Origin of the sequence: Parundibacterium terreum (assembly GCF_014636315.1) — a bacterium.
Lineage (GTDB): Bacteria > Pseudomonadota > Gammaproteobacteria > Burkholderiales > Burkholderiaceae_D > Undibacterium > Undibacterium terreum.
The window spans coordinates 57,703-71,529 of the sequence record NZ_BMED01000008.1 but is presented as its reverse complement, the minus strand read 5'-3'; the positions used below and the strand labels follow the sequence as shown (position 1 = coordinate 71,529).

At 54.0% G+C, this 13,827-nt stretch carries 13 protein-coding genes; 6 read left to right on the top strand and 7 right to left on the bottom strand.

Annotated features, from left to right (window positions below; genetic code table 11):
* Positions 1–65 precede the first annotated feature (65 nt).
* Both IEW12_RS26720 and IEW12_RS26715 read right to left on the bottom strand, forming a co-directional pair.
* Positions 66–1,715: an OFA family MFS transporter gene (locus IEW12_RS26720; RefSeq protein ID WP_188569203.1), complete on the bottom strand. Its 1,650-nt coding sequence runs from the start codon at positions 1,713–1,715 to the stop codon at positions 66–68.
* Between the two features lie 395 nt (positions 1,716–2,110).
* Positions 2,111–2,683 (bottom strand): helix-turn-helix domain-containing protein, encoded by a 573-nt coding sequence (locus IEW12_RS26715; protein WP_188569202.1) that lies wholly within the window; start codon positions 2,681–2,683, stop codon positions 2,111–2,113.
* Between the two features lie 159 nt (positions 2,684–2,842).
* On the opposite strand from IEW12_RS26715, the gene kbl reads away from it, so the two are divergent.
* From kbl to IEW12_RS26690, 5 genes are all read left to right on the top strand, one after another.
* Positions 2,843–4,048, top strand: coding sequence for a glycine C-acetyltransferase (gene kbl, locus IEW12_RS26710; RefSeq protein ID WP_188569201.1), 1,206 nt, complete (start codon positions 2,843–2,845; stop codon positions 4,046–4,048).
* A 10-nt stretch (positions 4,049–4,058) separates the two neighbouring features.
* Positions 4,059–5,030 carry an NAD-dependent epimerase/dehydratase family protein gene (locus IEW12_RS26705; protein ID WP_188569200.1) on the top strand — a complete coding sequence of 324 codons (972 nt, stop codon included), beginning with the start codon at positions 4,059–4,061 and terminating at the stop codon, positions 5,028–5,030.
* A 39-nt stretch (positions 5,031–5,069) separates the two neighbouring features.
* Positions 5,070–6,452 (top strand): L-serine ammonia-lyase, encoded by a 1,383-nt coding sequence (locus IEW12_RS26700; RefSeq protein WP_188569199.1) that lies wholly within the window; start codon positions 5,070–5,072, stop codon positions 6,450–6,452.
* 298 nt (positions 6,453–6,750) lie between these two features.
* Positions 6,751–7,230, top strand: a complete 480-nt coding sequence (locus IEW12_RS26695; RefSeq protein ID WP_188569198.1) for a universal stress protein — start codon at positions 6,751–6,753, stop codon at positions 7,228–7,230.
* A gap of 73 nt (positions 7,231–7,303) precedes the next feature.
* The gene (locus IEW12_RS26690) at positions 7,304–8,146 is read left to right on the top strand and encodes a universal stress protein (protein ID WP_188569197.1); all 843 of its coding nucleotides are present in this window, start codon (positions 7,304–7,306) and stop codon (positions 8,144–8,146) included.
* Here IEW12_RS26690 and IEW12_RS26685 read toward each other — a convergent pair.
* Genes IEW12_RS26685 through IEW12_RS26675 form a run of 3 tightly spaced genes read right to left on the bottom strand, consistent with a single transcriptional unit; the run spans position 8,138 to position 10,406 of the window.
* The gene (locus IEW12_RS26685; protein WP_188569196.1) at positions 8,138–8,644 is read right to left on the bottom strand and encodes a hypothetical protein; all 507 of its coding nucleotides are present in this window, start codon (positions 8,642–8,644) and stop codon (positions 8,138–8,140) included. The two genes, IEW12_RS26690 and IEW12_RS26685, sit on opposite strands and share 9 nt — an antisense overlap.
* Positions 8,641–9,801, bottom strand: a complete 1,161-nt coding sequence (locus IEW12_RS26680; protein ID WP_229751372.1) for an MGDG synthase family glycosyltransferase — start codon at positions 9,799–9,801, stop codon at positions 8,641–8,643. Before IEW12_RS26680 ends, IEW12_RS26685 begins: the two co-directional genes overlap by 4 nt.
* Positions 9,802–9,854: 53 nt before the next feature.
* Positions 9,855–10,406 (bottom strand): thymidine kinase, encoded by a 552-nt coding sequence (locus IEW12_RS26675; RefSeq protein ID WP_188569195.1) that lies wholly within the window; start codon positions 10,404–10,406, stop codon positions 9,855–9,857.
* Positions 10,407–10,731: 325 nt separating this feature from the next.
* On the opposite strand from IEW12_RS26675, the gene IEW12_RS26670 reads away from it, so the two are divergent.
* Positions 10,732–11,187 carry an Hsp20 family protein gene (locus IEW12_RS26670; protein WP_188569194.1) on the top strand — a complete coding sequence of 152 codons (456 nt, stop codon included), beginning with the start codon at positions 10,732–10,734 and terminating at the stop codon, positions 11,185–11,187.
* Between the two features lie 199 nt (positions 11,188–11,386).
* Here IEW12_RS26670 and IEW12_RS26665 read toward each other — a convergent pair whose 3' ends face one another.
* Positions 11,387–13,309: a SurA N-terminal domain-containing protein gene (locus IEW12_RS26665; RefSeq protein WP_188569193.1), complete on the bottom strand. Its 1,923-nt coding sequence runs from the start codon at positions 13,307–13,309 to the stop codon at positions 11,387–11,389.
* Between the two features lie 137 nt (positions 13,310–13,446).
* On the bottom strand, positions 13,447–13,797 hold the full coding sequence (locus tag IEW12_RS26660) for a hypothetical protein (RefSeq protein WP_188569192.1): 351 nt from the start codon (positions 13,795–13,797) through the stop codon (positions 13,447–13,449).
* Positions 13,798–13,827 lie beyond the last annotated feature (30 nt).

Genomic DNA, 13,827 nt, shown 5'->3' with positions numbered 1-13,827 from the left:
TCGGGCTGCTTCAAACAAAAAAGACCGCACAAGGCGGTCTTTTTTTCATGCTTTTACATCGCTGCTTATTTAAACAGGATTACTGCTTTTTGCAGCGTGATCGAGATACCGATCAGCATAGGGATACCCACTGCCAACCAGGCAAACATGACCAGTACCGGGCTGGTAGGCGTACCTGCAACGGCAACACCTGCAGAATCGGTAGCGGAAGCTGCAACACGGTCGTGCGCCAGTTTGCGCTCTGCCGCCAACTCTTCATCCGTCATGAATACGCTGTCTTTCACAGGACGCACCAGCAGATTGCAGATGAAGCCTAGTACCAGCATGCCCGCAAGGATATACATGGTTTCGTTATAGACCTCTGCCTTAGGCACACCGGCAGCCAGCTTGGATTCACGAATATAAGTGATCAGTACTGGACCGAGTACACCCGCAGTCGCCCATGCAGTCAGCAGACGGCCATGGATCGCGCCCACCATTTGCGAACCGAACATGTCGGCCAGATAAGCCGGCACAGTCGCGAAGCCGCCGCCATACATGGACAAGATAATGCAGAAGAACAGTACGAACAGTCCCTGGCTTCCCGCTTGCGCCGTGGATGGGATGGACGCATACAGGATTCCGCCCAAGACGAAGAATATGAAGTAAGTTCCCTTGCGGCCAATGTAGTCGGAGCAAGTCGCCCAGAAGAAGCGGCCGCCAATGTTAAACAGGGACAGCAAGCCGGTAAAGCCAGCAGCAATCGTGGCGATCTGCGCTTTTTGCGCGGTAGTCAGGTCATTGAAGCCGATGTCATTCAAGCCAATCAGCTTGCCTGCAAATACCTCCTGCAGCAAAGGAGAAGCCATACCCAGGATGCCGATACCGGCAGAAACGTTCAGGCACAGTACGGCCCAGATCAGCCAGAACTGAGGCGTCTTCCAGGCTTTGCTCAAATGAACATGCTTGCTAGTAATCATGGTGTTGCTGCCCTGCGAGGCAGGTGGAGTCCAGCCCGCTGGCTTCCAGCCTGAAGCAGGAACGCGGTAGCCGAATGCGCCAGCCATCATGAAGACGAAGTAGATTGCAGCCATGCACAGGAATGTTTCCCATACGCCGACAGAGGTCGGTGTTGCGAAATGACGCATCAGCCAGTCAGCCAGCGGAGCACCGATCATCGCACCGCCACCAAAGCCCATGATCGCCATACCCGTCGCCATGCCGCGCTTGTCCGGGAACCATTTGATCAACGTCGATACCGGCGAGATATAGCCCAGCCCCAGGCCTATGCCGCCGATGACACCGCCGCCTACCCACAGCAGCCATGCCTGGTGCACATACACGCCAAGGGCCGATATCACCAGACCGCCGCACCAGCACAAAGCGGAAACAACACCGGCCTTGCGCGGACCCGCGCGTTCCAGCCAGCCGCCAAACAAGGCTGCGGAGCAACCGAGGAAAATGAAGAACAAGGTGTACATCAAGCCCAGCGTGGAGACTTTCCAATCGCAATTGGTGGCAAACAGCTCTTCAATAAGACCCATGTCTTTTGCGCAGGCCAGCGGCTTATCCAGGCCTATGGCCTTGGACAGTGGCAACCAGAATACCGAGAAGCCATAGGCCATCCCGATACACAAGTGAATTGCCAGAGCGGCTGGCGGTACCAGCCATCGATTGAAGCCTTCGCCGGCGATCGTCCGCTCTTTGGAAAGTAATGAAAATTGCGATTGTGACATTGAGTCCACCCTGTATAGATTTATGTATTTGGCCCTGCGACGAAGTGCTGCCTTGTGGGTTGCGTACTATTACTTATAGTTGTCTATATACAAAATAATGCCTAAACAACTTGCCATCGCTCCAAAACTAGTTGCTGGAACAAAGGATTCGGTATTATTTCATCGCATTGTGTTTGAGAACATGCCGCTTGACAACTATTTTCTTCGCCTAGCGCAACATTACATTTAATCAATAAAAACAAAATACGTGTTTATACGCATTTTGATTGCCATTTATTTAGTTAAGTTAAATTTCGGCTAATTTTCGGCTAACAAAAGTAAAAAGCCCCGCTTTTCCCATTAAAAAGCGAGGCCCCTTCATAAGCATCAGTAATTTCGGGCAGCGGCCCTCCATTTCAGCGATGTATCACCACCATCAGCGCACGCGCTTCAGTCTTGCCTATGTTGCGTATTGCGTGGTTCTTGTCGGCCTCATAGCGCGCAGTGCCGCCCAGTTTCAGCTTTTTCTTGACGCCGTCCACCTCCACCTCCATAGAGCCGTGCAATAGCGTCAGGTGTTCTGTCGCGCCTGGGTCATGTGGACTGGAAACCAGCTCGCCAGCCGGGGCCAGTGTCAGCTCATACCATTCATACTTGCCCGCCAGCTCCATGGGGCCCAGGATGCGCAACACGTAGCCTGAATGCCCGCCGGGCAAGGTCGGCGTCTCATGCGGTTCCAGCATGCGTATCGCATCCACCTTGCGCACCTCCGCCGATAACAGCTCGGCAATATTGACTCCCAGCGCATTCGCCAGCCGCCAGGTCACCGCTATCGTAGGATTAGCCTTCTCCCTTTCTATCTGAGACAGCATCGATTTGGAAACACCTGCCGTGCGCGACAGGTCTTCCAATGTCAGGCCACGCTCCAGCCGCATTCTCTGCAAGGTTGCACCGACTTCCGGCGGGGTGTTGGCAACCGCTTTTTTCATAAATTTCCTTGCATAGTTTAATAAGCATAGATAAAATTCGATATATTGAACTTTAGTTCTAAATATCGAATTATTCAATGATTTGTAAAAAAATCCATATTACCAGAGTGTTGTAGCATGGTGGGGCGGATTTGCACAAGTCATCCATGGAGGAAGCTAATGAGCGCAACTAATTCCAAGCAGGCATTTTTCACCGGCCTGGCCGGCAATCTTGATTCCCTACGCCAGCAGGGCCTGTATAAGGCGGAGCGCATCATTGCTTCCCGTCAGGGTGCAGAGGTCACCTGTGACGATGGCCGCAAGCTGATCAATATGTGTGCCAACAACTATCTCGGCCTGTCCGGCGATGAATCGATGGTGCAGGCATCCATCAAGGCGACTGAAGAATTCGGCTACGGCCTGTCATCCGTGCGCTTTATCTGCGGTACGCAAACCGTGCACAAGCAGCTGGAAACGGCGATTTCGGAATTCCTGGGCATGGAAGACACCATCCTGTATGCGGCAGCGTTTGACGCCAACGGCGGCGTATTCGAACCGCTGTTCGATGAGCAGGATGCAATCATCTCCGATGCGCTGAACCATGCATCCATCATCGACGGCATACGCCTGTGCAAAGCCGCACGCTACCGCTATGCGCACAATGATATGGCCGACCTGGAAGTGCAACTACAGGCAGCCGCAGGCAAGCGCCATAAAGTCATCGTCACCGACGGCGTGTTCTCCATGGACGGCACAATCGCTCAACTGGACAAGATCTGTGATCTGGCCGACAAATACGGCGCACTGGTAATGATCGATGAATGCCATGCATCCGGCTTCATGGGAGCCACCGGCCGCGGCACGCATGAGCATCATAAGGTCATGGGCCGCATCGACATCATCACCGGCACGCTAGGCAAAGCTCTCGGCGGCGCGATGGGCGGCTTTACTGCAGCGCGCAAGGAAGTAATAGACACGCTGCGCCAGAAGTCCCGCCCTTACCTGTTCTCCAACACGCTGGCGCCGTCAATTGCCGGCGCCTCGCTATCGGTATTGCAGCGTCTGTCCTCCTCGACCGAACTGCGTGATCGCTTGCACGCAAACACTACACACTTCCGCCGCGAAATCGAGGCGCTGGGCTTCACGATCAAACCGGGCACACACCCTGTCGTACCGGTAATGCTGTTCGACGCACCGGTTGCACAAAAATTTGCAGCACGCCTGTATGAGCTGGGCGTACTGGTCACCGGCTTCTTCTACCCTGTCGTTCCCATGGGCCAGGCCCGCGTCAGGGTACAACTGTCGGCAGCGCACAGCACGGAACAATTAAATACTGCACTGGCCGCCTTTGCGCAGGCCGGCCGCGAACTTGGTTTGTTGAAATAAGGAAATCAGCATGGAACGTATTTTAGTCATAGGCGCCAATGGGCAGATCGGTAGCGAACTGGTTGATGCATTGGCAGCACAGCATGGTGCCGACAATGTCGTCGCCGCCGACATCAGCCCACGCAGCCTGTACGGCGCGAAGATCTATGAAGTCGTCGACGTACTGGACAACAGCCGCCTGGCACAGATCGCCGAGCAATACCAGATCACCCAGGTCTACCAGTTGGCAGCGATGCTGTCGGCCACCGGCGAACAAGCGCCGCTGAAAGCATGGACACTGAACATGGACGGCCTGCTGAACATCCTGGAGCTGGCAAGGATACGCGGTCTGGAAGGCAAACCGCTGAAGGTATTCTGGCCGTCCTCGATCGCCGCTTTCGGCCCGAATACACCTGCCGTGCAAACGCCGCAACTGACAGTGATGGACCCAAGCACGATTTACGGCATCAGCAAGCTGGCCGGCGAACGTCTGTGCGAATACTATTTCATCAAGTACGGCGTGGATGTGCGCAGCATACGTTACCCCGGCATCATCAGCTACAAATCGCCTCCAGGCGGCGGCACTACCGATTATGCGATCGCCATTTTCCATGCTGCATTGCGGGGTGAATCTTACTCCTGCTTCCTGAGTGCAGAGACCACGCTGCCTATGATCTACATGCCGGACGCGATCCGCGCCACCATTTCCTTGATGGCTGCGCCTGCCGCCAAATTAAAGGTACGTTCCGCCTACAATGTGGCCGGATTAAGCTTTAATCCACGGGAATTGGCGCTTGCAATCAAACAAAATTTGCCTGCATTTGACATACACTACACGCCGGATAGCCGCCAGGACATCGCCGATACCTGGCCCGACAGCCTGGATGACAGCGTCGCCAGCACCGAGTGGGGCTGGAAAGCTGAAATAGGTCTGGCGCAAATGGTCACTGACATGCTTGCCAATATCAAGGTGGAGCAAGGAGCACTGAACCAGGCGGCTTGATACATAAAACGATTAAAACGAATAGAGACTGAGAACTGTATGGACATGCGTGTATTTGATTTGTTTAAGATAGGCGTAGGTCCGTCCAGCTCCCATACCGTAGGACCGATGCTGGCTGCGCGCCGCTTCCTGCTGGAATGTCCTGAATTATTCAAGGCGAGCAAAGTCCAGGTTGCACTGTACGGCTCGCTCGCCCTCACCGGCCACGGCCATGCGACCGACAAGGCCATCCTGCTGGGCCTGATGGGCGAAACCCCGCAAGACCTGATACCCGACAGTGTAGAAGGCAAGCTGGCCGCACTGGCTAGCAGCGGCACATTGCACTTGCTGGGCGAATACGACATCAAGTTCAAGATCACCGAAGACCTGCTGTGGCATAAGCAAGAGGTCTTGCCCGGTCACCCGAACGGCATGCGTTTTACCCTGACCAGGAACGACGGCAGCGTCTGCGAGCGTGTGTTCTACTCCACAGGCGGCGGCTTCATCTATGCCGAGGAAGAACTCGAAAACTCCAAGTCTTCCACCGAAGAACCCAAAGTCGCCATCCCCTACCCGTTTGCCAAGATGGAAGACTTGCTGGCACACGGCAAGCGTACCGGTCTCAGCATTGCACAAATGCTGCGCGCCAATGAACTGATGCATTGCAGCGAAGAAGAACTGGATGCCGGTATTGACCGTATCTGGGCAGTAATGAAGGGTTGCATCGCACGCGGTCTGCAAATCAGCGGAGAGCTGCCGGGCGGCCTGCATGTGAAGCGCCGTGCCGCCAAGCTATGGCTGACGGCCAATGACAACAAGGATGAACTGCCGCATGACGGCATGCACAGGGTCAGCCTGTATGCAATGGCAGTCAATGAAGAAAACGCAGCCGGCGGCCGCGTCGTGACAGCACCGACCAATGGCGCTGCCGGCATCATCCCGGCGGTGCTGCGCTACTATGCAGAAGACTGCAAACCCAGCAATCCCGAAAAAGGCGTACGCGATTTCCTGCTGGTAGCTTCCGCCATCGGCATGCTGTGCAAGCGCAATGCCTCCATCTCCGGCGCCGAGATCGGCTGCCAGGGCGAAGTGGGCGTAGCCTGCGCCATGGCCGCAGCAGGCCTGACGGCGGCACTGGGCGGCAGCAATGAACAGATAGAATCCGCAGCGGAAATCGGCATAGAACATCACCTGGGCATGACCTGCGATCCTATCGGCGGCCTGGTGCAGATCCCCTGCATAGAACGCAACGGCATGGGCGCGGTCAAGGCGATTACTGCCGCATCGCTGGCGCTGAAAAGCGACGGCACCCATCATGTCAGCCTGGACCAGGTGATAGAAACCATGCGCCAGACCGGCGCCGACATGCAGGACAAGTACAAGGAAACCTCGCTGGGCGGACTTGCGGTACACGTCGTAACGGTCAATTACGCTGCCTGCTGAGGCAGCACTCCAGCAAATCCTCCCTCCGGATGCCGCGGACGCGGCATCTCTCCTCACCGGTTGTATGAGAGCTAACGTACAGACTGGCCTGGCCACTACCGCGATGATGCAATCAACGCAACGCCCCTGATTGCAATCCTGCCGCAAGCGCACACAAAAAAAATCCTGACATTTTGCTCAGTTTTTCCTATTATCAAGATAGCAGACTATCAGCGATGCGGCCCGAATCCTGATCTTGCCCCTGCCAACCTCGCTTCAGGTGCAGCATCCTCTTTCTTATTAAAAAGGAGTTAGCATCATGTACAAACGCATCCTTATTCCCACCGACGGCTCAGATTTATCCGATAGCAGTGTGCAGGCCGGAATCGAATTCGCCAAACAATTGAATGCAGACGTGGTCGGCGTATTTGTCGCCGCCAATTTCCAGTACCCTATCTACGTTGACCTAATTCCACCCAATACGCCTACCGAACCCGAATATCAAAACGCGATGCGGGTGCTGGGTGAAACCTATCTGCATACGATACAAGATGCCGCCTCCAGAAATGGCGTGGAATTCCAGTCTGTCGTGCAATTCAATGACTCCCCCGCCAAGGAGATCGTGCATACCGCACATGTCTTCGGCTGCGACCTGATTTTCATGGGCTCGCACGGGCGTAGCGGCCTAGGCCAATTCCTGCTCGGCAGCGTCACCACCAAGGTATTGTCGAACTGCCAGATTCCCGTACTGGTGCATCGCGTCAAGCATGAGACGACAAAAACGGCAAAAGCCGCATAAATAAAAGACGCGTTTCCCATGAATAGGGAATTGCCAGGCATTTCGGAAAGCACTCTTTCGCTCAGGAGGCAACATGTCTTACAAGACGGTGCTCGTGCATGTGGACGAATCCAGCCGTTCCGATTTCAGGGTCGGTATCGCAGCAGAAATAGCCAGGCTTGAAGGAGCCCATCTGATAGGAACGGCGGTCACCGGCGTGTCGCGCTTTATTTATCAGGACGGAAATATCAGTACCGGCGACCCCAATCTTGCCAATCACCTCAATTTCTTGCGCGAACGGGCTGAGCGCGCTATCGCCGGCTTTGCACAGCGGGTGCACGATCTGGGTGTGCTATCGCAGGAGAGCATGGTTGCGCATGACGAGGCAGGCGGTGGCATAGGAGTATTGTCCAGGTATAGCGACCTGATCGTGGTGGGGCAAGCCAATCGCGACGAACCATCGCCTTCCGTACTACCCGATTTCCCGGAATACATCGTGATGCATTCCGGACGGCCAGTACTGATTATTCCCTATGCCGGCGACTTCACTTCCTTCGCCAAGCGCCCTCTGATCGCCTGGGATGCCAGCCGTGAATCGACGCGCGCAGTGACCGACGCCATCCCGCTGCTGAAACGGGCCGGAGTAGTCCAGGTGGCGATGTTCAACCAGGACCACTCCACTTTCGATGTACCCGGCGAGCGGCCTGGAACAGACATTGCGCTATACCTGAGCCGTCACGGTATCAATGCGGAAGTGTCGGTGCATAAGACCAATACCGATGTCGGCAACGGCCTGCTATCGCTGGCGCACGACCTGGACAGCGACCTGATCGTCATGGGTGGCTACGGGCATTCGCGTTTCAGGGAAATGATCATGGGCGGTGTCACCAGGACCATCATGGAGAGCATGACGGTTCCTATCCTGATGTCACATTGATGCCGGCTGGCCCTGGGAAATTTTGCTGCGGGAGTATGAATACCAGAACAGCACCAGCGCAATCGTGGAAAACATCCAGTAGTCAACAGGCGCACCCAGGAGCCAGTGCTTATGCCAGGGAACATCCACGGGATTGAAACGCGCCAATCCAAAAGCCGGATTCATCACGAACCACAGAAAATCTTCGGTGATCCAGAACAGCATGATGCTGGCAGCAGCGCGCGCCTGCAGCCGCCAGGACCATTGCTGCATGAAGAAAAACGGGAAGTGGAAGAATAGCGTGATGAATGGAAAAACCCAGGCGTGATAGCCGGTCATTGCCCTACCGCCCCAAAAGATATCCAGCAGCCAGTGTTTTTCTATGCGCCAGGTTGGCAGGTTGGCCGCCCAGCCCGCAGAGCCCTCTATCTGTATCTCGGTCTGCGCAAAGAACAGCCCCAGCAAGGCAATCCAGGCCAGCGTCATCAATATGGGTAAAGCTTGGTTTCGTTTAGTCATGAGGTGGTGACAGATTCATCCGGCGTGGTTTGTGGAAGCGACAAGTCTTTCAATACGATATTCAGCACATCCCTGGCAGCATGCGCGCGCCCCAGTTTTCTCGCCTTATCCGCCATATCGTCCAGCTTGGCCGGATGCTGCAGCAGATGGCGTATGCGGTACTCCAGCGTGACATCGTCAAATGCCTTCAGCGCTACGCCCTGCTCCAGCAGGAAGTCGGCATTGCGCTCTTCCTGCCCCGGTATCGGCGCATTGACTATCATCGGCAAACCCATTGCCAGGCATTCAGACGTCGTGAGGCCGCCGGGCTTGGTAATCACCAGATCGGCGCAGGCCATCAGGCGCTCTACCTGGTTGGTAAAGCCTTGCGGAAACAGGCGGCCGGGCTGGGCCTCCGCCAATGTCTTCAAACCGGCCAGCAGTGCCGTGTTTTTCCCTGTCAGTACGATTAATTGGAAATTCCCTTCCAGCGCCAGCAAGCGCTTGGCTATGGCATCCATACTGCCGACGCCGGCGCCGCCGCCCATCAGCAGAAAAGTGCGGCGCTGCGGATCCAGCCCAAACTCGCGCGCGCAGGCAACACGGTCCAGCGGCTGCGCAAACGCCGGCATGATGGGGATTCCCGCGATATGGATACTGTCGGCGGCTATACCCTGCGCACGCATGCGGAAGGCCACTTCATCATTCGCCGCAAAATAGCCGCGCATATGCTCATGCACCCACATCCTGTGCAAATCAAAATCGGTCACCTGCACCCACACCGGGCAATGTAATTCGTCCTTGCGTATCAGCCGCGACAACATCTCCGCCGGCAAGAAATGCGTACAGATAATTGCATCCGGATGGAAGGCCTTGATCTCCCTTAGCAAGGCGCGTGCGTTCATGCGTTCCAGCTGGCGCCGCACTCTTTCCATCGTGCCGTCGGGCTGTGCCTCGTTACTGGCGTTATACAGATAGCCCCATAGGCCGGGCGCCTTGTTGACAAGCTTGATATAGAAATCCGTATACAGCTTACGAAACGCGGTCGTCACGAAATCCATCGCATCAAGGTGCGTGACTTCCACGTCGGCATCGCCGGCACTGACGCGGATAGCCTCTGCGGCCCGCATGTGCCCAGCGCCCGCCGATACGCTCAACAGCAGCAATCTTTTTTTCATGGAATCCAATCAGCAGGGAGCGTCTGTGAGCATGCAGTAAATACGTTTAAAAATCAGGAAGAATAAAAACAGCGGCCACAGACATGCTTGTAGCGTTCATTGCCGCCGATATCAATCTGTTCGCCGCTGGTGACACGCTTGCCGTCAGCACCCACGCGTATATTCATCGTCGCCTTCTTGCCGCAGGAGCAAATGTTTTTCAGCTCTTCGATATCGTCGGCCAAAGCTAGCAGATAGGCGGCGCCTTCAAACGGCTCCCCCATGAAATCGCTGCGCAAGCCATAGCAAATCACCGGCACGCCCTTGACCTGCGCCAGTTGGTGCAATTGTTTGACTTGAGCGGAGGACAGGAACTGCGCTTCATCGATCAGCACACAGCTGACCTTGGGCACTTCCTTTAAAAAATCAAACGATGCGTCGAACACTTCTGCATTGCGTTGCGGGCCAAGACGGGAGGTCACCTTGCCGCCGCCGTAGCGGTTATCTATCGCTGCGGTATACAGCTTGACGCTCTGCCCCTGCTCTTCATAGTTATGCGCGACCTGCAGCATTGCCGTCGACTTGCCGGCATTCATTGCCGAATACCTGAAATAAAGTTTTGCCACGATGTTTCCTTAAAACAAATTCTTGTCACTTTTCTTGCCGCTTCGTGTCCGGCCACGCCATTTTTAAGACTGGCTCTTGCATTTCCGGATTCCGCCCTCAGCACCTATGGACGCCATTCTACTTGTTCTGGAGCAAAAAAATGATGACAAATACGCAGATTTTCTTTTTTCAAAAAAAGCCTTGAAAAGCATCACAAGTGTTCGTATATCGGTACCAGCGGATGCTCAATGAGGTCCGCCAGAAGGCCCGCAAAAGCGTGTATCGCGCGATACATACGGATGTGTGCCTGTCACCCATATCGCTTACTTTAACAAGGATATTATTATGCGTACTTATGACTTCTCCCCACTCTATCGTTCCGCTATCGGTTTTGACCGCTTGGCACAATTGTTCAACGATGCGCAACGCGCCGATGCACAACCCAGCTATCCTCCTTACAATATCGAACTGATCAGCGAAGACAAATATCGCATTACGATGGCAGTCGCCGGTTTTGACCGTTCCGAACTGGAAATCGAAACAGAACGCAGCACACTGAAAATCACTGGCCGCAAACAAACTGAAGAAGGCCAGCGCAATTTCCTGCATCGCGGTATCGCAGCGCGTGATTTCGAACACAGCTTCCAACTGGCCGACCACCTGCGCGTAACAGGTGCGCAACTGGACAACGGCTTGCTGAACATCGAACTGGTGCGCGAAGTGCCTGAAGCACTGAAACCACGCAAGATCCTGATCGACGGTACAGAAAACCTGCAATTGCTGGATCGCAAAGCAGCTTAATTCCCCGCAAAAAAGAAAAAGCAGGCAAACCAGGTTTGCCTGCTTTTTTGCTTTCTTTTTTTGCTTTATGCGCAAACCCGCTATATCGCGAGGCATGCACAACACCTACCGGGGACAATGAAATCTGAGGCCCTCAGGCAAAAAAAAGGCACCGGAATCCGGTGCCTTTTTCATACTGATCAGATTACCAGATCTTGAATTACTGATCTGCTCCGGATGCAGGCTGAACTTCCAGCGCGCCAGGAGTGATGGTAACTTTCGCTTTTTTCTTCAGGTTCTCTACATAAGAGAACATTTCCGTCTGCGCCTGCGCACCATCCAACTGCGCGCGTTCGCTTGCACGGCGAGCTTCATCCGGCGTGCCGACGTTAACCCTACCTATACGATAGATCACATAGCCGTTACCCGGTGCATCGATGCCGACGAAACCCGGCAGCTTCTGCACATCAGCCTTGAACAGCTCAGACAATGCAGGTCCTGGCACATCCTGATTCTTCAGGCGTGAAATCGTTTTTGTTTCAGAGAAGCCGGCAGTATTGTCCGCCGCTTTCAGCGCCTGCAATTTTGCTTCGCCTTCTTTTTTCGCCAGTGCCACAGCTTCAGTCTGGGTGACTGCAGTTGTGATCATTGCCTTCACTTCTTCAAACGGACGTTTTGCAGCAGGCTTGTACTCAACGATATGGCCGGAAACCAGCGTAGAAGGAGCAACTTCCACTGCATCGGTATTCAGCTTCTTCTTGACAGGATTGTCGCCAAAAATCGCAGTCAGGAATTTTTGGTTATTAGTCAGTGCGCTTGGCGGCAAGGCAGGATTCGGCTTGCGCGTCAGGTTTTCCACAGTCTGAATTTTCAGCTTCAGCTTGTCGGCAACCGGCTTCAGGCTGTCAGCCTGTTCATACACGGTATTGGTAAAGGTTTCTGCCGCTTCCGCATAGGCTTTGGAGGCTTTCTGTTTTTTGATCTCGGCAACAATCGCTGCTTTGACTTCTTCCAGAGGCTTGATCGTAGCCGGCTTGATCGCGGTCAACTGGATGATGTGGTAACCGAAATCGGATTGCACGACATCGCTGATCTCGCCCTGCTTCAGCTTATAGGCAGCTTCTTCAAACGGCTTGACCATCATGCCCTTGCCGAAGAAATCCAGGTCGCCGCCGCGCTCTGCAGAGCCGGTGTCGGAAGAATTTTCTTTTGCCAGCTTGGCGAAGGAAGCCGGGTTTTTTCGCACTTCAGCCAGCAGGCTTTCAGCCTTGGCCTTGGCGGCTGCCTTGTCCTTGTCGTTCGCGTCTTTTTTGACTTCGATCAGGATGTGACTGGCACGACGCTCTTCTTCAGTGCCATAGGTTTTCTTGTTTTGTTCGTAGTAAGACTGCACATCGGCATCGCTGACATCCATCTGCGCTGCAATCGTATCAATGCTCAGGACTACATATTCAGCCTTGATGGATTCAGGAATCTCAAACAAGGATGCATTCTTGTCGTAGTAGGCTTTCAGCATCTCATCGGTCACTTTGACCTTGGAGGTGTAATCGGCGGCCTTGAAGACCAGCGCCTGTACTTCACGCTCTTGCTCGTTCAATGCAGACAACTGAGTTGCTACTGTCTTTGGAACAAATGCGCTGCCCTGTACGGCGTTAACCAGTTGCTGGTAAACCAAGTCCTGGCGCAGACGTTGCTCGTAACCGGCAGTTGTCATGCCTTGGGAAGCCAAGATAGTCTTGTAGCGCTCAACGTCAAAGCTGCCGTCCGGCTTTACTAGGCCAGGAGTAGACAGGATGCTTTGCTGCAGTACCTGGTCGGGAATGCTCAAATGGTTCTTGGCCACTTCCGCATTCAATGCACGCTGGGCAATCAGGTTGTCCAATATGCTCTTCCTGGCTTCAGGCGTATTCAGCATCTTGGGATCAAACTGCGCGCCATACATCTGGCGCATGCGGTCTATCTGCTCGCGCTGGGCCGCATCGAATTCCTGACGGCTGATGGACTTGCCGCCTACTGTGGCAACTCCACTATCAGCCTGGAAGGATTTGTAGCTGAAAACACCACCGGCCACGAAGGACGGGAAAATAATCAGCAACAACAGAAACTGCATCAAGCGTTGATGTGTACGAATATACTCAAACATGTTCGACCGATCACTATAATAGGAAAAGCTCAGGCTACTTAATATGAAAAAAGGCGAACTCACGTTCGCCTTTTTGATTTCCTGATGAGACCGGAGGACGTTGAAACGCTTTCACCTTCCAAAAATCATCAATACAATCAAAGACTTAGTAGCACTACTAATTGAAAGCAACAGAAACTTGGTGTTGACTCTGTTACTACTGCTAAACGATCACCGATTTTAGCAGTGTTTCCCGCCTTCTTACACTGATAAAAGCAAAAAAGCAGCCCAAAGAATATCTTTTGTGCAACGCCCTCCGCCTCTTTTTCACGAAGTCCCAAGCTAATATCAAGTGCAAGATGCTTGATGCATTTCGATATTGCTTTTTTAATATGGCCTTGTATCATGCAGGATGCCACACCGAAAGCAGCCGTGGGCTGAACAAAATCGGCCCGAACCGGCTTCGCCCTACCAGATCCACCCGCTAGACCAATCGCATCCCTATCCATCAGGTTGCGCCCGTTTTTGACTTTTACATC

Coding starts and splice junctions, on each gene's coding strand:
- IEW12_RS26720 (WP_188569203.1), bottom strand. CDS start 1,715: ATGTCACAATCGCAATTTTCATTACTTTCCAAAGAGCGGACGATCGCC.
- IEW12_RS26715 (WP_188569202.1), bottom strand. CDS start 2,683: ATGAAAAAAGCGGTTGCCAACACCCCGCCGGAAGTCGGTGCAACCTTG.
- kbl (WP_188569201.1), top strand. CDS start 2,843: ATGAGCGCAACTAATTCCAAGCAGGCATTTTTCACCGGCCTGGCCGGC.
- IEW12_RS26705 (WP_188569200.1), top strand. CDS start 4,059: ATGGAACGTATTTTAGTCATAGGCGCCAATGGGCAGATCGGTAGCGAA.
- IEW12_RS26700 (WP_188569199.1), top strand. CDS start 5,070: ATGGACATGCGTGTATTTGATTTGTTTAAGATAGGCGTAGGTCCGTCC.
- IEW12_RS26695 (WP_188569198.1), top strand. CDS start 6,751: ATGTACAAACGCATCCTTATTCCCACCGACGGCTCAGATTTATCCGAT.
- IEW12_RS26690 (WP_188569197.1), top strand. CDS start 7,304: ATGTCTTACAAGACGGTGCTCGTGCATGTGGACGAATCCAGCCGTTCC.
- IEW12_RS26685 (WP_188569196.1), bottom strand. CDS start 8,644: ATGACTAAACGAAACCAAGCTTTACCCATATTGATGACGCTGGCCTGG.
- IEW12_RS26680 (WP_229751372.1), bottom strand. CDS start 9,801: ATGAAAAAAAGATTGCTGCTGTTGAGCGTATCGGCGGGCGCTGGGCAC.
- IEW12_RS26670 (WP_188569194.1), top strand. CDS start 10,732: ATGCGTACTTATGACTTCTCCCCACTCTATCGTTCCGCTATCGGTTTT.
- IEW12_RS26665 (WP_188569193.1), bottom strand. CDS start 13,309: ATGTTTGAGTATATTCGTACACATCAACGCTTGATGCAGTTTCTGTTG.
- IEW12_RS26660 (WP_188569192.1), bottom strand. CDS start 13,797: ATGGATAGGGATGCGATTGGTCTAGCGGGTGGATCTGGTAGGGCGAAG.